The organism is Pseudoalteromonas lipolytica (assembly GCF_001306915.1).
Lineage (GTDB): Bacteria > Pseudomonadota > Gammaproteobacteria > Enterobacterales > Alteromonadaceae > Pseudoalteromonas > Pseudoalteromonas simplex.
Genome location: NZ_LJTC01000005.1, coordinates 272,262 through 290,338, shown reverse-complemented (window position 1 = coordinate 290,338; position 18,077 = coordinate 272,262). Strand labels below are relative to the sequence as shown.

The window sequence follows — 18,077 nt, the reverse complement described above, 5'->3', positions numbered from 1 at the left end:
AATATATGCGAATTGCTCCTTTATCTCTGTTAATTTCAGTTAGTTTGCTAGCGACAAGTGCATTTGCACAAGATACAGCTACGGTAACTGGCATTGAATCAGAGATCAGTAAAAAACAAGCCGAATACGATAACTCGACCCTAATCCTCGAAAAACACCTAAAAGAAGAAAGTCAGTTACAAAAACAACTCGAATTATTGCGCGCCCGCTCAACTGAGCTAGATAAAGAAAAAAACCAAGCGCTAGATGCAATGAACGAGATGTACCGCCGACTTATTGATGACCCAACTCTTGATATCAGCAATGCGCAGTCGCGCTATCAAAAAGCTGTGGTTGATCACAAACAAAACAAAGATGATATTTCGATGCAATTGGCGGCAATTGCTTCACATAGAAAAGACATTGAGCAAATTCGTGTATCAAAGCACACCCAGTTAAACACCTTAGAAAGTTTAAAAGAGCAGTTAGCAACAGCACGTGTTGAGCGTTTACGTAACGAGTTTACACGTGAAGGCACGCTAGAAGTTAATCATACGATTAACTGTAAGCGTACCGAAACGCTTGCTGCCTGTGAGCAGCGCGGCCAACAAATGGGTTTACAAAAAGCCACTAAACGTTTTGTAGACCAGATTTTTGCTAACTTAACAGAAGAGCGTTTAGTTGAACCGAAACGTAACCTTGCCGGTGCACAGGTTAAGATTTTAAGTAGCCATGTCGTGAACAGTGCTTTTAGTGGTCAAGGTAACTACAACGTTAATTTAAGCGTGACCATGCGCGGTGATGTAAACAGCAGTCGTTTATGTAGCCTACTTAATTTAGACAATCGTTTTTGTGCAGATTATGGCACGCCTTTGGCCGGTAATTATCAAGCAAATTACGACGCAACGTATTCAGATAGTCAGTTAACATTCAGTAACTCTCAGGATAATAATCAAGTGGTCTCTGTATCACGTTTTAATGAGCAACCTGTAAGCGATTATTCTGTAAAAAAGCCAATTAAGGTTGAACCATTACCTGATCAAAATAAATCTAAAATGGTTGAATTAACACTGCGTTCAAATGTTTATGATGATGAAGTGTTTATTGATGGCGTGAGCTATGGTGCAACTAGGTTAACAACGTCATTACCAAAGGGCTTTCACAATATTGAAATTCGCAAACGTGGCTACAAAAGCTACAAAGCGCGAATTGATCTGCGTAAAGCACAAACCATTAATGCAAACCTAGTTAAAGTGCCTGAGCCAGTTGTTGCTGAAGTGACTGCAGCACCAGAGCAACCTGTAACAGCACCTGTTGCAAGTATTGTTAATAAAACCAGTTCTGCCAGCATTGTAGTTATTCCCGCTGGTAAATTTAAGATGGGTGACATTAACGGCAATGGGTTAGCGAATGAGCGTCCAGTGGTAGAAAAAACTATTGCTAATTCATTTGCAATGCAAAGCAAAGAAGTAAGCGTTGGTGAGTATGAGCAATTCGTTGCGAATACCGGCTATAAAACAGAAGCAGAAAAAGATCGCGGCTGTGCATATTACTTAAATGGTGAACCAGTTTGGGAAGCTACTCTAAACTGGCGCAATCCGGGTTTTGATCAAGAAAGCGATTTCCCGGCGGTTTGTTTAACTTACAACGATGCCAAAGCGTATGCAGATTGGTTATCGGGTCAAACAGGCCAGTTATTTCGTTTACCAAACGAGGTTGAGTGGGAATACGCTGCACGTGCAGGTAAAGAAACTGAATACCCTTGGGGTAACGAAATTGGTAAAAATTTAGCGAACTGTGGCTGGTGTGGAAGCGAATGGTCAAACAGGAGCGCAGCACCAACAGGGTCGTTTTCTCCTAACGCATTCGGCCTATACGATACAGTAGGTAATGTGTGGGAATGGACAAACAAAAAGTCAGGGCAGTCTGATGTGGCTGTTCGAGGCGGTGCATGGAATTTTGCTCCAAGCCTAGCACGCGTTTCAACGCGCTTAATCTTAGCGCCAGATTTTCGTGCAAACTATATCGGTTTCCGTTTAGTACGCGAACGATAAGAATTTAAAAAGGAAGCAATGGATGCTTCCTTTTTTAGCAATTTAATTAAAGCAGTTGCGCTTTTTCATGATTAGCATGATAGAGTGAGAGCAGCTAGTATAAGAACGAATTTTCAAAGGTCATCCAGCCTCATGTTTAAAAAACTCCGTGGTATTTTTTCAAACGATCTATCGATCGACTTGGGTACAGCCAATACCCTAATTTACGTAAAAGAAGAAGGTATTGTATTAAACGAGCCTTCAGTTGTTGCTATTCGTCAAGAGCGTGCTGGTGGCCCTAAGAGCGTAGCATCTGTAGGTACCGAAGCTAAGCAAATGTTAGGTCGTACACCGGGTAACATTAAAGCAATTCGTCCAATGAAAGACGGTGTCATTGCTGACTTCTACGTGACCGAAAAAATGCTACAACACTTTATCAAGCAAGTGCATAACAACAACTTTATGCGCCCAAGCCCGCGTGTTCTTATCTGTGTGCCTTGTGGTGCAACACAAGTAGAAAAACGTGCGATTCGTGAGTCGGCTATGGGTGCCGGTGCTCGTGAAGTTTATCTAATCGAAGAGCCAATGGCTGCGGCTATCGGTGCTGGCCTACCAGTGTCTGAAGCAACCGGTTCAATGGTTGTTGATATCGGTGGTGGTACAACTGAAGTTGCCATTATTTCTTTAAATGGTGTGGTTTACTCTTCATCTGTACGCATCGGTGGTGACAAGTTTGATGAAGCTATCATTAACTATGTACGTCGTAACTTTGGTAGCTTAATTGGTGAAGCAACTGCCGAAAACATCAAACACCAAATCGGTTCGGCTTTCAAAACAGATGAGCCAATTGAAATTGAAGTACGTGGTCGCAACCTAGCGGAAGGTGTGCCGCGCTCATTCACCCTTAACTCACACGAAATCTTAGAAGCACTGCAAGAGCCATTAATGGGTATTGTAAGCGCGGTAATGGTTGCTCTTGAGCAATCTCCACCAGAGCTTGCATCTGATATCTCTGCTCACGGTATGGTATTAACCGGTGGTGGTGCATTATTAAAGGATCTAGACCGTTTATTAATGGAAGAAACTGGTATCCCAGTTGTGGTTGCTGATGATCCATTAACCTGTGTTGCACGTGGCGGCGGTAAGGCACTAGAAATGATTGATATGCACGGTGGTGACGTATTTAGCTACGACTAATGAAGTTACTTTTTGGTCGTACCATCTCTTTGCAACTGCGGCTTTTTGTCGCAGTGCTTTTGAGTGTCGTGCTGATCGTGGGCGATCGCTACACGCAAGGTGGTACAACAATCCGCACCAGCCTAAACACTCTAGTTAGCCCACTCATTTACCTTGCCAACTTGCCCTATGAGCTATTTAGTATTGGCGCGAAGAATCTGCATACCCGCGAACAGCTTTTAACCGAAAACGAAGCATTAAAAAAGAAGCAGTTACTACAAAGCGAACAACTACAACAACTGCAATTTCTATCTCGTGAAAACGATAAATTACGTGCTTTACTCGGTTCATCGGCTAAACAATCAAATCGTAAAATTATTGCACAAGTCCTCTCTGTTCACTCAAATCCGTATAGCCACCAAGTGGTTATTAACCGAGGTACAACCGATGGCCTAAGCGAAGGCCAAGCTGTGATTGACGAAATGGGTGTAGTGGGGCAAATCACTCAAGTGGGGTCAACTACTTCGCGCGTACTGCTGATGACAGATACAACTCATGCCACACCTGTGCGTATTTTACGTAACGATGTGCGTACCGTGGTTGAGGGCATTGGTAAAATTAACGTGGTAAAGCTTTCGCATGTACCGCATAGCCTTGATGTTCGCATTGGCGATATTTTGGTTACGTCTGGTCTTGGTGGTACCTTCCCAGAGGGTTATCCGGTTGCCGTGGTGACCGAAATTAACCGCGATGAAGGGCGTCCTTTTGCGCAAGTTTATGCTGAGCCAATTGCGCAACTTGACCGTATTCGCTTATTGGTTGTGCTGTGGCGTAATCAGCAGGAGAGCATCAGCAATGAATAGTCGTCACTCTTTGCTGATTGCTATCAGTATCTTTTTTGCATTGGTAATGGCACTAATGCCGTTACCAATTTCGTTTGAGCCATACCGCCCAGACTGGGTGTTAATGGTATTAATGTATTGGTCGTTAGCGGTGCCGCACCGTCTAAATATTGGCACAGCCTGGGTCGTTGGTTTATTAATGGACCTTGCATCAGGTTCGCCACTCGGTGTGAACTCACTGACTTATTCGGTGTGTATATTTATCACTGCGAGTAACTTCCAAAAAATTAGAAACTTTTCTTTATGGCAGCAAAGCATTTTAATTGCTTTGTTTTTAACGCTTTACCACCTCATGCAATTTTGGCTTAACCACTTTTTAATGGGCGTTTATTTTAGCCCGCATTATATGTGGCCAGTGCTAACCGGCATGCTTTGTTGGTGGTGGATATTCTTAATTTTGCGTAAATATCGCCGTCATTTCAGGATTAGATAATGCAAACCGCAATTTATTTGGCGTCTGCATCACCGCGCCGAAAAGAGTTGCTCAGCCAACTTGGCGTTGAGTTTTCTCAATTTAGCGTTGATGCTGATGAAAGCCAATTCCCAAACGAAGCCCCGCGTGACTATGTAGAGCGCCTAGCCAAACTCAAAGCACAATCGGGCGTTGCTATGGGTTACACCGACCGCCCAGTACTTGGCAGCGATACCGTGGTTGTCATTGATGATACCGCACTTGGTAAGCCGCTAGATCAAGCTGATTTTACCGCCACCATGAAGCGCTTATCTGGCCGTACTCATCAAGTGATGACGGCTGTGGCAATTGCTGATAGTGAGCAAGTAAAAAGCTGCCTTGTTGTCACCGATGTTACATTTAAACCACTCTGCGATGCTGAAATTGATGCCTACTGGCATAGTGGTGAGCCGCAAGATAAAGCCGGTGGTTATGGTATTCAAGGCTTGGGTGGTCGCTTTGTGAGTCACCTTTCGGGTAGCTATTTTGCGGTTGTCGGCTTACCTTTATATGAGACAGAGCAGTTATTAAACGAATTTTTAAGAGGGTAACATGAGCACCGAATTACTGATCAACGTTACACCGAGCGAAAGTCGCGTTGCGCTTATCGAAAATGGCGTACTGCAAGAAATCCAATTAGAGCGAATTGGCAACCTTGGGATCGTGGGCAATATTTACCTAGGTAAAATCAGCCGCGTACTACCGGGTATGCAGGCTGCGTTTGTTGATATTGGCTTAGAGAAAGCCGCCTTTTTACATGCATCAGACATTGTAAACAGTGCCTCAATTGTAGAAGGCGTTGACGAACAGCCAATCAAAAAAGTACAAGATATTCGAGAGCTTGTGCGCCAAGGTCAACATATCATGGTGCAAGTGGTTAAAGACCCGCTAGGTACCAAGGGCGCGCGCTTAACAACCGATATCACGATTCCTTCTCGTTATTTAGTGTTTATGCCAGATGCAACACATGTAGGTGTAAGCCAGCGTATTGAAACCGAAGAAGAACGTTCGCGTTTAAAGAAAATTGTTGCTGAATATGGTGATGATGACGGCAGCTTTATTGTTCGTACCGCAGCAGAAGGTGCATCTGAAGCAGAGCTACGTCACGATGCGGAATTTTTAAAAAAGCTGTGGCAAAAAATCGTCACTAAGCGCAAAAAAACCAGTAAAGAAAGTATCTTGCATGAAGACTTAACACTGGCGTTTCGTACTCTACGTGACTACGTAGGTGAAGACATGGAGCGTATTCGTGTTGATTCAAAACTAACCTATCAAGAGCTTAAAGAATTTACTGAAGAATTTGTGCCGCTGTTATCGGGAGCATTAGAATACTACCCGGGTGAGCGACCTATTTTCGATTTATTCGATGTTGAAACCGAGATCCAAAAAGCACTACATCGTAAAGTTGAGCTTAAATCGGGAGGTTATTTAATTATCGACCAAACCGAAGCGATGACAACCGTTGATGTAAATACCGGTGCGTTTGTTGGCCACCGTAACCTCGAAGAGACCATTTTTAATACTAATATCGAAGCAACCTCAGCGATTGCTCGTCAGCTACGTTTACGTAATTTAGGCGGCATCATTATCATCGACTTTATCGATATGATTAGTGATGAGCACAAACGCCGAGTATTGCATTCACTTGAATCTGCGCTTGCAAAAGATCGTGCAAAAGCCAACATAAATGGCTTATCTGCACTAGGCTTAGTAGAGATGACCCGCAAACGCACCCGCGAAAGCTTGGAGCACATTCTTTGTGATGTGTGTCCAGCGTGTTCAGGGCGCGGCTCGCAAAAAACGGTCGAAACGGTTTGCTACGAAATCTTGCGTGAAATCGTGAGGGTAAACCGTGCCTATGCAGCTGATAAGTTCATGGTTTACGCAGCGCCTTCGGTAAGTGAAGCATTGATCAATGATGAGTATCACAACCTTGCTGAGCTGGAACTATTTATTGGTAAGCAAGTCAGTATTCAAACAGAAAGTTTATACAACCAAGAACAGTTTGATGTGGTAATGATGTAATGAAGGCAAAAACGGTCTGCTTTTATTGTTTACGTAAGTTATGGCAAGTATTTGCTATTACTCTCGTACTGCTGGCCGTAATTGTCTCTGTGGTAAAGTATTCACTGCCATACGCGAATGACTATAAAGATGACATTGAAGCGTTTTTGTATGAACGTTTTGATGTAAATTTAGCGATTGGCTCAATCTCAGCCAGTTGGCAGGGGAAAGGGCCCGCCTTAGTCATCGAAGATATTTCCTTTGAAGATAACCAAACCTCACCCATTGCACTCACCATTGATAAAGCGAGCCTTGAAGTTAACTTATGGGAATCGGTAAAAACCCGTCAGCTTAAATCGAGCTACTTTGTGATCAATGGTTTTCATGCTGATGTCGATTTACCAACGATGCTTGATTTAGGCAATAATCAACAATCAGGTAACTTTGAGCAAAAAGAACTTATCGAAGGTTTGTTTCTTGGTGAAACAGGGCACTTTGCAGTGCAAGATAGTAGCCTTAACTTTATCCTCAATGATGGTAAAGAGCGTAAGCTCATTCTTGAAAACATTGTCTGGCAAAATACCCCTGAACAACATCAAGGCTCAGGTACATTAGCGTTACCAGGAATTTCTGTTGGTAGCTTTGACGCCCGTATGGCGCTGAATGGGTCGACCCTCGAAACCATGGCAGGTGATATCTATGTGCAAGCGGCGAACGTTGATGTATCTAAATGGCTGGCACAATATATTAATACCGACAAGCAGCATCTTAATTCAGACATCAACTTACAAACTTGGTTTAGCCTTGATAAAGGCCTGATCAGCGATGTAAAAGTGCAGTGGCTACCGAGTTTTATCAACTGGCAACAAAACCAAGAAGCGCATCAAATTAGTTTAAGCGAAGGTGGTTTTCATTTATTTCCAAAGCAAGGTGGCTGGCGCTTAAAAAGCACCGGACTTACCTTTGAAAGCGATTTAAAACAATGGCCAACCTTACAATTTGAAGCTCAGCTTGGCGATAAAAATCAAATTTGGTTAAAGCAATTTGATTTTGCATTGCTGGCCAAGTTATCGCAGTTAAGTAACTTTGAAGTACTTGCCCCGTTTTTAGCTCGTCAACCCAATGGTCAGTTAAGTGATGCCTACCTTGAGTTAGGTCAGCAGGATAACTGGCAACTTTGGTTTCAGGGCGAACAAATTAATTGGCTGTCGCTGCAAGGTGTTCCAGGTGGGCAAGCTATCCGCGTTAATGGCTTAATTAATCAATCAGCTGGGCGAATTCAGCTTTATGGCGAGAATAATCAACTATTAACAAACGGCAGCTTTAGCCAAGATATTGCCTATAACCAATTAAATGTAGAACTAGACCTTCATCATTACGATGATGGCTGGCGCATTAGTAGCGATAATATTTGGCTTGATAACGACGAAGTAACTGTGGCTGCTGAGATGATGCTCAGCCTGACTGATGAACCGCGGTTAGATTTATATGCTGAAGCCTATGCCCCTGATGCCAAAGTCGCAGGGCATTATTTTCCGTTACCTGTCATGAGCAAAAGCCTTGTTAGCTACCTCAATGGAGCCATTAAAGGTGGCGAAGTAAATAAAGCGCAAGTGTTGTTCTCAGGGCCATTTAAAGGATTTCCGTTCAAAGAGCAGCAAGGTCAATTTGAAGTGTTAGCGAATGTTGAAAACGCGAACTATAAGTTTTCACCAAGCTGGCCAGAAGTTGAAGATGCCAACGTCATTTTACATTTCGAAAATGAGCGCATGGATATCTATAGCAAGTCGGGCAAGCTGGTTAATCTAGTCCTTGGCGATAGCGTGCATGTCAGTATTGCCGATTTAATGAATGCAGATGTCTTAAAAGTTGCTATTAATAAACGCGCCCATGGCGATAAGCTTAATCCCTTCTTTTCTGCGACTCCGTTAGCAAAACCGTTAGCTGATGTATTTCAGGTAGTTCAAGCTAAAGGGGAAGCGCAGGCTGAAATTGAATTACTAGTAGATCTAGAATCAGGTCATGTTGATGCGATTGGTGAAGTTGAGTTAGCTAATATTCCGATTTACCTTGCACAGCCTGGGATCACACTTAATCACATGACCGGTATTGTTAAGTTTAACAACGATAAAATCGACTTAAAAAATGCCAAAGCAGATTGGATGGGTATGCCGCTCACTGCAAGTTATAACAGTGAAAGTGTGGCTGATAACTATCGCGCTGAAATTGCTATAAAGTTAGCGCTTGAAGCTGAGCCTTTAATTGAACAGGCCCATGGTTTACTGGCCGGTTACTTAAGCGGTCAAAGTGATGTTGATATTAATGTGTCGCTTAACTTTTTACCGAATGACTTTAATTACCGCGCCGATGTGAGTGGTAATTTAATCGGTGTGACTAGCCAACTACCTGCACCTTATAACAAAGGCGCAGAGCAGAAATGGCCATTAACTGCGGTCGTGCAGGGCGACCGTATTTCTAATTTGATCACCGCAAATGTTGATGAGCAGTTATTTTTTAATGCGATTTTAGATAATGGCGAAAAGAAATTTAGTAATGCCCACCTAATTCTAGGAGATCAAGATTTAGGTTTGAACCGTGAAGGTTTTGCGGTATCTATTGATTTACCAGAAACCGAAATAGTGCCTTGGTTTGGCTTAATTGATCAAATTATTGCGCTTACCAAAGTTAAGTCAGATGCGCCAAGTGTGATGCCTGCATTCAACAACGTAACGGGCAAATTTAATAAACTGGCACTACACAATATCGACTTTAATGATTTTGAATTTCGCTTAGCGCCAAAACAATCAGATTTAGAGTTAAAGCTAAATGCTAAAGAATTACGTGCCGATGCACTGATCCCAACCGGTGAAACACGCAGACCAATTCAAATTTTTACTGACTATCTGCGTATTAATTTTAACGAAGTTGCAGAGCAAACAGAGCAAAGCACTGAACCTGAAGATTTAAGCTGGTTAACCCGAGTCCCAGCCATCGAGTTTAACTGTGAAGATTGTAAAGTCGCTGAGTATCAGCTCGATAAAATTAAAAGTAGCTTAGTTGGGGAGAACGATAAACTTTTGTTTACTGAGCTGGTTATCGACAAAGGCGATCACGTATTGCGCGGTAAAGGGCAATTTGCCGATGGGCAAACACGCTTTAGTGGTAACTTACAAAGTGACGATATTGGTGCGCTATTTGATGAGTTTGATATCACTACTACAGTAAAAGACTCTGACGCCAATATTAAGTTTGATCTTGCATGGCAAGGCGCCCCTTATAGCTTTGATGTACCAAGTTTAGCCGGTGAGTTAGATTGGCGTTTAGGTGAAGGGCACCTTGCTGAGATCAGTGATGGTGGTGCGCGAGTATTCTCATTACTGAGTTTAGACTCGTTAGTGCGTAAGTTGAAACTGGACTTTAGGGATGTATTCTCCAAAGGCTTTTTCTATAACAGCATGCAAGGCACGATGCAGCTAGAAAAGGGCATTGCTTACACTCAAGATACCAAACTTGATGGTGTGCCTGCTGATTTAACGATTAAAGGCCATACAAACTTAAATACCTTTGAAATTGATTACGACCTAGCGGTTGCGCCGCAGGTAACGTCGAGTATTCCAGTGATTGTGGCATGGATGGTTAATCCGGTAAGTGGTCTTGCTGCGTTGGCAATCGACAAAGTGATTCACTCAGCGCGGGTGATCTCAGAGATCAACTTTAAAGTAACAGGCAGTATGAACGATCCTGTTGTCGAAGAAGTTGATCGTAAGAGCCGTGAAGTGACGTTACCGCAAGCCGCGCAAAGCCAGCCGCAGTCGTCGACGCAACTAAAATTAAAAGATGCCGCATCTTCAGCGAGTTTAGATAATAATGAAGGCTAATCCTCACCCACAGGTTGTTGCAGTACAAATGTGCTCAAGTATGAATGCTGAGCAAAATCTCGCTTTTTTAGCAGAGACATTGAATCAGTTACCTGCAACTCGGCCATTGCTAGTGTGTTTACCGGAAAGCTTTTTGATCTTTAGTAAGCAAAGCCAAGCAAGCTATCAATTAGGTCACCAAAGTGAGGCATATAAAGCGAAACTTGCCGATTTATGCAAGCAACATGATATTTGGTTAGCCGCTGGCACCCTGCCTGTTTCGCAGCAAAATGGTAAGTATTTAGCCGCCTCGTTTTTATTTAACAACCAAGGCGATGTGGTTGCGCAGTACAATAAAATTCATTTATTTGATGTAGATGTAGCCGACACTACCCGCAGTTACCGAGAGTCTGATGCGACGCAAGCAGGCAATGATATTGTGGTGGTCGACTCGCCATTTGGTAAAATTGGCTTAGCAGTATGTTATGATCTACGTTTTAGTGGCTTATTCACCGCCATGCAGCGCCAAGGGGCTGAGCTTATTTTAGTGCCCAGTGCCTTTACCACAGTCACCGGCGCTGCTCATTGGCATATTTTATTAGCTGCGCGGGCAATCGAAACACAATGCTATGTGGTTGCCGCAGCGCAGTGGGGCGAGCATGAAAATGGCCGCCACACATATGGCCACAGCATTATTATTTCACCATGGGGAGAAACGCTCAGTGAGCTTGCCTCTGGTACCGGGTTTATCAGCCATGAGCTTGATTTAAACCGCTTGAATACAATTCGCCAAGACATGCCTGTGCAGTCTCAGCAACGATTTAGAGAGCATTTATTATGAACACGGTTGAACAGCATTTATTACATGACAGCCAATTAACAAGAGAAGAATTAGAAAAAACGCTCGCTTTTATTCATCAGCACCAAGTTGACTATGCCGACCTGTATTTTCAATCGAGTCACCACGAATCTTGGGTGCTTGAAGACGGTTTAGTAAAAGAAGGCTCATACAACGTTGAGCGTGGTGTGGGTGTGCGTGCTGTTAGCGGTGAAAAAACCGGTTTTTCATACTCAGATGCGATTAACCTTGAAGCGTTAAACAAAGCTGCAACGGCAGCGCGCAGCATTGCCAATGCTGGCGAAAACAAAACAATTCAGGTGTTCAGTGATGTAGCTGCTAAACAACAGTATGCGCCGCATCAACCAATTCAAAGCATGAGCAACGATGACAAAGTAAGCCTGCTACGCGAACTTGAAAACTATATTCGTCAATTAGCACCGGATGCTGAGCAAGTGATCAGCTCAATGTCGGCGGTTTATGAAGAAGTGTTAATTGCTGCAAGTGATGGCACCTTTGCCACCGATATTCGTCCGCTTATTCGCTTAAACTGCTCAGTGTTACTGGAGAAGAACGGCCGCCGTGAGCGCGGTGGTGCAGGGGGCGGTGCGCGTTTAGATTATGGCTATTTTAAAGAATTAGTCGATGGCAAACCGCGTTGGATGGAATACGCCGAAGAAGCTGTTCGCCAAGCAAAAGTAAACCTTGAAGCAATCGATGCACCTGCCGGTAGCATGGAAGTTGTGCTAGGCGCAGGTTGGCCAGGTGTGTTACTACACGAAGCGGTAGGCCATGGCCTAGAAGGTGACTTTAACCGTAAAGGCGCATCAGCGTTTAGCGGTAAAGTAGGTCAAAAGGTGGCATCTGAACTGTGTACAGTCGTGGATGATGGCACCATTGCTGATCGCCGTGGTTCATTGAACGTGGATGACGAAGGGACACCAGCTGCGTATAACGTGCTTATTGAAAACGGTATTTTAAAGGGCTACATGCAAGATAAGCTAAATGCCCGTTTGATGGGTGTTAACCCTACTGGTAACGCACGCCGTGAATCGTATGCTCATTTACCTATGCCGCGTATGACCAACACCTATATGTTAGGTGGCGAGCACAGCCAAGCTGATATCATCAGCTCAGTGAAAAAAGGTATCTTCGCGCCTAACTTTGGTGGCGGCCAAGTGGATATTACGTCAGGTAAGTTTGTATTTAGTGCCTCTGAAGCCTACTTAATTGAAAACGGTAAAATCACGCAACCTATCAAAGGCGCAACACTGATTGGTAATGGCCCAGAAGTGATGCAGCAAATTTCGATGGTAGGTAACGACTTAGCGCTTGATAAAGGCGTTGGCGTGTGTGGTAAAGATGGCCAAAGCGTACCCGTTGGTGTGGGTCAGCCAAGCCTTAAAATTGATAACCTAACCGTGGGTGGTACGGCTTAATAATCCTCAATAATAGTTAAAATGAACGCGAGGGTAATCCCTCGCGTTTTTGTATTAGCTCATTAGCATCCATATACCTGCGGCTATCATAAATACGTTTTCACTCAGTGATATAAAGCCGAGCGGCACATTACTGTCGCCACCAACACAGGCGCATTTAAGCTCTCGTTTATCGATATACACAGCCTTAATAACTGATACCGCACCTATACCACCAATAAATAGTGAAAATGGTGCTACAGCTAAGGCGGGTAATTTAGCCACCATACCTATCGCTACATACGCCTCTATAAATGGATAAACATAGGCGTAGGGCACGACACGCATGGCTAGTAAGTCATAGGTAATAAATGAGTTAGAAAAGCTGTATAAGTATTGCAGCTTTTGTATCGCTAATACCGCCATGGATAATGCAACAAACAGCAGCAGGTTCTTCATAGAAAATAAAGCCTCACCACTGGCATAAGTGAAACCGCAGCTTAGTAGCATAGCTACTGCGAAAATGGCTAAAACAGGGGTATAACTGGTACCTTGTTGGCCAGCCTCGGGCAGATTAAAAAAGTCGCGTAAATCATCGTAACCACCAATGCGTTTATCGTTGATAAAGGTTTGTGGTGTGGTTTTTACATCATGCTGCTGTTTGAATTCGTCAGTTTGCTCACGGCTGGTTAAGTGACGATCATCAACATCGTAACCATGACGCTCTAGTAAATCTTTTGATTTTAAACCGAATGGGCAAATATGCTCATCGGTCACCATGCGATATAAAATTGCAGACTTAGACACAGTGCCTCCTTGTAAAAATGCCTTGTTTACTGCGTAATAACTACTTAATTACACAGTAAACAAGAGCAAACTCTTGCTATAACTGGTTACTTTATTAACAGTTACAAGGTTTGTGCCAGCACTGGTTATTGCTTAGTTATAGTTAAAACAGCATCCATTACCGGATCGATACCTGCAAAGTAGTCTTTTGCAGAAAGTGTAATTGGCATATCGGGCGCTAACCAGATTCGATGATCTTCCGCTCGGCTTTGCTGGTGGAATTGGCTCGAAATAAGGCCTGTTTGTTTACTGTATGGCAGGTTAAACCAGCCAGCTTCACCTGCCACATTCGGGCGGGTGCCTGATGGCTCACCTACAAAAATCGCTGGCACTATATTGGCAATCTTTACAGCTACATCATGGCCTGCCGAAAACGTATTGCGGCCAATTAATATAAATAGCTTTCCTTGTGGTTTTAATACGTTAAAAAATGCGGCCGTTGCCACCAAAGGCGGGGTGAGCGAGCCATTACCACCACTGTTATGGCGAAGATCCAATACCAGATGCTCAATGTCATCGTGTTTGATTTGTGTTTGTAGCTGCATGGCAAATTCAGCAAGGGTGAGATCTTTGTTATTTCGCACATCATTGAATTGTACATACAGTAATTTATTCGTTTTGATTTGTTCGCTCCAAAACGGCGTATTGTTTTTTGCTAAGTATCTAAGCGTAGGGTGCTCAGCAAGTTTTGGTAACTTAGGAAAACCTGCAAATTGCATTGATTTGAGCGCTGGTGTAACTGTGGTGATAGCGCCTTGTGGTGAGCTGAGCGTAAGTGTTACCTCGCTCCCTTTGCTAATGCCAAGCCCGTTTAGCACATTAAGCAAACTTAAATAATAGGGACCCAACCAAAGGGTTTGCATTTCATTATCGCGAGCATTAATACGTTTAGTTAACTCAAGAGCTTGCTGGGCGGGTGTATCGGCAAATGCCTCAACTTTATAACCAACATATTGCTGGTAATCGCTACTTGCTTTGCTGATGTATAAACCGTCACTAAATTGATAAAACTGAAATGGTAGTTGCTGAAAGTTGCCTGTTTCACCCCATGCTGGGATCAATAGATTATGACCATTGCCAAGTAATGCAATTAGCTCCATAAACTGAAAAACAATTTGCTGATCGGTTAGAATAGGAATCGACTTATCAATCTCAGCTACTTTTTCTGCAAACTGTTGTGAGCTCATGTTTTGATACATTGCCACGTGTAAACGTTTGATCTCTGAAACTAAAAACGCTAAATCGGCGCGCCATTTTTGATCTCGATTGAGTTCAGTATCCAAATTATTACCTGCAAGTGATTTATAACTGGCTGATTGTGCAAAGCGTTCAAAGTAAGGGTTAATACCAGATTTAAATAAGCTGGTGCCAGCAAGTGTTGGGCGGTCATCCCATCTTGCTGCTAGTGCTTTTTTAAGCCAATACTCGGCTTGCTGTTGGTTATCAAGCTCTGCGTATGCCTCTGCAATTTTAACCATTAAATCGTTTGGGTTACTGGCCCCATTAGGAATGCCTTTTAAGCTAGTCCCAATTGCAAGTGCGCGTTGCAAAGCATTGCTGGCATTTTGGTAATCGGCCAATTGAAAATAACTGAGGCCAAGTACATACCAAGTATCGCCATCGTGTTGATATTCATTAATGAGCATTTTTGTGAGTTTATTCACCTGAGCCCAGTTTTGTTGTTTAGCAAATTCTATTGCTGCTGTTTTCGATTGAAAGTAAGCGATTGGATCGCTTGCACCAACACGACTTGGCTGCACTTTTAAAGCTTGATTCGTCACCTCTAAAGAGTGATTCGTTGCTAAAGCAAAACCCGAAAAGTTTATTAATAGGCACAAAGTTAGTAGTAAAAAATAGGACTTGTACATCAGGAGTCTCAAAGTTGTTTTTTGTTTAAATTAGCGTTTGAGTTGTAAAAAAGCGTCCTAAAACAGGATTTAGGACGTTTTTTGTCTGTTTTATGAGCTAATTCTTTTGCGTTTGCTTCTTAAATTGACTCGGTGTTAATCCCGTTTCTTTTTTAAACACGGCATTAAAAGTCGATTTAGAATTAAAGCCTGCTTGAAATGCCAGCTCTATCAGGCTGAGTTTTTGAGGTGAGTCTTGCTCTATTTCGCGTTTAACATCATTCACTCTATGCTGGTTGATGTACTCACAAAAGTTGTTCCCCGTAGAGCTGTTAATAGCCCAAGATATTTCTTTACTACCGAGCCCGGTTTGATTTGCTAAGTCGTTTAGTGAGAGCCTAGGTTGTCGATAAAGCGATTCGTTAATAACCAAGTTATCAATGGTTGAGAAAATTTGCTGCGCTAGTTGCTCGTCAGCCGAATCAGTTTGTTCAGCTTCGGGTTCTTCAGGCAATGTGACTGGTTCGAATTGAAAGCTATTTTTGATGGTGTGAAACAACAAAAAGCTAAACATTAGCAGTAACAGTATTTCGTTTAATAAATACCAGTGCATCTTTAAATCGAGCGGCGTGATTGGTTGCACATTCATGCGCAGCAAATCAAATACGACAATAATGGCAAAAATAAATAATGCTTTGATCAGCCACTTTAATTTAAGGCTCTCAGCATCTGAGCGCGCATGCATAAGTTGTTTGTGATAGCGCTTTAAAATGCCATAAGCAAAGTAAAAGTAGCCAAGTTGACTGAGCGAACCAAGTAAAATGATCGCTTGCGTGTAATGGGTAAAGACCAAGGAAATAGCCGCAGGAATTAAGTGAACCGCGTAGTGTGATGTTTTAAAGGGCTGTTTACCTGTTATAGATAAGGTAAAAAAGTAAATCATAGGCCCATACAGTAATGTAAATGCAGGGGTAATTAAGTAACTAGAAAACCCTAACCCTTCTAGCAGGTTAAAGGCGCACACACAGCCTTGAAATGCAAACAGCAGCACCAAGGAACGACTTTGTTTTTGGCTATTAATTAATAATGCACCAAATAACATTTGGAACAGAAAGATACTCTGTACAAGGTGTACAGGGAATAAAGTGATTGATTGCAAAGTAGTTTACGTTTTTATTCTTTTAGCTGAGTTTAACAACTCCCCCTCACTTTGTAATCATAGGCAATAAAAAACCTTGTGGCAGCACCACAAGGTTTTAACATTGATTCGTAACGCGAGCTTATCTCATCGTTACAAACTCTTCTGAGCCCGTCGGGTGAATAGCCACAACAGCATCAAAGTCTGCTTTGGTTGCGCCCATCTTCATTGCAACGGCAAAGCCTTGGATCATTTCGTCAACGGTAAAGCCAATGCCGTGTAAGCCAACAACTTTTTCGTCTTCGCCTGCACACACTAGCATCATGTTACATGCTTGACGGTGCTGAGTAACCGCTGTGTACATTGCTGCAAAGCTTGATTTATATACTTTAACGTTATCGCTGCCGTATTGATCAATCGCTTGTTGCTCTGTTAAACCAATTGTGCCGATTGGTGGATGGCTGAATACCACAGTAGGTACTAGCTCGTAGTCCATTTTTAAATCATCAGGTAGTTCTTTATTGAATAAGCGCTCTGATAAAATACGACCTGCTTTAACGGCTACTGGCGTAAGTTCGATACCGTTTTCGATGATATCGCCAACTGCGTATACGTTTTCAGCTGTGGTGTTTTGGAATTCGTCTACTTTAACGTAACCAGCTTCAGTTACTTCAACACCTGCCGCAGCAAGATTGATCTTGTCAGTTGTTGGTGTACGGCCAATTGCCCAAATAACTTCATCAACGTTTTGGCTGTGACCATTTTCAAAGTGAATGGTTAAGCTGCCATCGCTTTCTTTAACTACTTCTTTAGGTGTGCACTCAGTGTGAAGAGTTGGGCCTTCTTTTGCCATAATATCGACAAGCGTATCAACAATGTATGGGTCAAAAGTACGTAGTGGTTTGTTTTTACGAACAAACAGGTGTGTTTCTGTACCAAGGCTATGAAGTACGCCTGCGATTTCAACGGCAATGTAGCCTGCACCAACCACAGCAACACGCTTAGGTTGTGCGTCTAGCTCAAAGAAGCCATTTGAATCAATACCAAGCTCAGCGCCTGGAATGTTAGGAATAGTAGGGCGACCACCAACAGCGACAAGGATATGGTCAGCAGTGTATAGCTCACCGTTTACTTCAACTGTTTTGTTATCAACAAACTTAGCAAAGCCATTGATTACAGTTACACCATTGCTAGATAAGTACTTGTTGTAACCTTGGTGAATACGGCCAATATACGCTTCGCGGCTTTCAACTAATTTAGCCCAGCTAAAACCTTTTAATTCAACATCAAAGCCGTAGTCAGGTGCATATGCGTTAATTGCTTCAGCAATTTGTGCGCCGTGCCACATTACTTTCTTTGGAACACAACCCACGTTTACACAGGTGCCACCCATGTGTTTTGCTTCAATAAGAGCGACTTTTGCGCCACGCATTGCTGCACGGTTTGCAGAGGCAATACCGCCACTACCACCACCAATTGCAATGTAATCAAAATGCTGAGCCATAGTTTGTCCTCAAAAATAGATAACTTTTTATTAATTAATCGATTTAGTAATAAGTTGATAATAGCATAATAAAGACCAAGGTTA

The 18,077-nt window shown here is 42.9% G+C and carries 13 protein-coding genes; 9 read left to right on the top strand and 4 right to left on the bottom strand.

What is annotated here, in order from left to right; genetic code table 11:
• Window positions 1-5: 5 nt before the first annotated feature.
• The 9 genes from AOG27_RS09525 (at window position 6) to tldD (ending at window position 12,679) form a co-directional block, all read left to right on the top strand.
• A complete protein-coding gene (locus AOG27_RS09525) occupies window positions 6-2,033 on the top strand; it encodes an SUMF1/EgtB/PvdO family nonheme iron enzyme (protein ID WP_054552788.1) in 2,028 nt (675 codons plus the stop codon).
• A 132-nt stretch (window positions 2,034-2,165) separates the two neighbouring features.
• Complete coding sequence (locus AOG27_RS09520; protein WP_054552787.1) at window positions 2,166-3,209, top strand: rod shape-determining protein; 1,044 nt, start codon at window positions 2,166-2,168, stop codon at window positions 3,207-3,209.
• Window positions 3,209-4,051, top strand: a complete 843-nt coding sequence (mreC, locus tag AOG27_RS09515) for a rod shape-determining protein MreC (protein ID WP_054552786.1) — start codon at window positions 3,209-3,211, stop codon at window positions 4,049-4,051. The genes AOG27_RS09520 and mreC overlap by 1 nt, the downstream gene beginning before the upstream one ends.
• Complete coding sequence (gene mreD, locus AOG27_RS09510) at window positions 4,044-4,523, top strand: rod shape-determining protein MreD (protein ID WP_054552785.1); 480 nt, start codon at window positions 4,044-4,046, stop codon at window positions 4,521-4,523. The genes mreC and mreD overlap by 8 nt, the downstream gene beginning before the upstream one ends.
• Window positions 4,523-5,092: a Maf family protein gene (locus AOG27_RS09505; RefSeq protein ID WP_054552784.1), complete on the top strand. Its 570-nt coding sequence runs from the start codon at window positions 4,523-4,525 to the stop codon at window positions 5,090-5,092. The genes mreD and AOG27_RS09505 overlap by 1 nt, the downstream gene beginning before the upstream one ends.
• A 1-nt stretch (window position 5,093) precedes the next feature.
• On the top strand, window positions 5,094-6,566 hold the full coding sequence (rng, locus tag AOG27_RS09500; RefSeq protein WP_054552783.1) for a ribonuclease G: 1,473 nt from the start codon (window positions 5,094-5,096) through the stop codon (window positions 6,564-6,566).
• On the top strand, window positions 6,566-10,423 hold the full coding sequence (locus AOG27_RS09495) for a YhdP family protein (protein ID WP_054552782.1): 3,858 nt from the start codon (window positions 6,566-6,568) through the stop codon (window positions 10,421-10,423). The genes rng and AOG27_RS09495 overlap by 1 nt, the downstream gene beginning before the upstream one ends.
• Complete coding sequence (locus AOG27_RS09490) at window positions 10,413-11,243, top strand: carbon-nitrogen hydrolase family protein (protein ID WP_054552781.1); 831 nt, start codon at window positions 10,413-10,415, stop codon at window positions 11,241-11,243. Before AOG27_RS09495 ends, AOG27_RS09490 begins: the two co-directional genes overlap by 11 nt.
• Complete coding sequence (gene tldD, locus AOG27_RS09485; protein WP_054552780.1) at window positions 11,240-12,679, top strand: metalloprotease TldD; 1,440 nt, start codon at window positions 11,240-11,242, stop codon at window positions 12,677-12,679. The genes AOG27_RS09490 and tldD overlap by 4 nt, the downstream gene beginning before the upstream one ends.
• Before the next feature lie 54 nt (window positions 12,680-12,733).
• Here tldD and AOG27_RS09480 read toward each other — a convergent pair whose 3' ends face one another.
• The 4 genes from AOG27_RS09480 to gorA form a co-directional block, all read right to left on the bottom strand.
• Entirely contained in the window at window positions 12,734-13,465 is a 732-nt protein-coding gene (locus AOG27_RS09480) for a glutaredoxin family protein (RefSeq protein ID WP_054552779.1), read from the bottom strand.
• A 125-nt stretch (window positions 13,466-13,590) separates the two neighbouring features.
• On the bottom strand, window positions 13,591-15,264 hold the full coding sequence (locus AOG27_RS09475; RefSeq protein WP_161804347.1) for a hypothetical protein: 1,674 nt from the start codon (window positions 15,262-15,264) through the stop codon (window positions 13,591-13,593).
• A 205-nt stretch (window positions 15,265-15,469) separates the two neighbouring features.
• On the bottom strand, window positions 15,470-16,510 hold the full coding sequence (locus tag AOG27_RS09470; RefSeq protein WP_152967132.1) for a helix-turn-helix domain-containing protein: 1,041 nt from the start codon (window positions 16,508-16,510) through the stop codon (window positions 15,470-15,472).
• Between the two features lie 121 nt (window positions 16,511-16,631).
• Window positions 16,632-17,993 (bottom strand): glutathione-disulfide reductase, encoded by a 1,362-nt coding sequence (gene gorA, locus AOG27_RS09465; protein WP_054552776.1) that lies wholly within the window; start codon window positions 17,991-17,993, stop codon window positions 16,632-16,634.
• Between the last annotated feature and the right edge of the window lie 84 nt (window positions 17,994-18,077).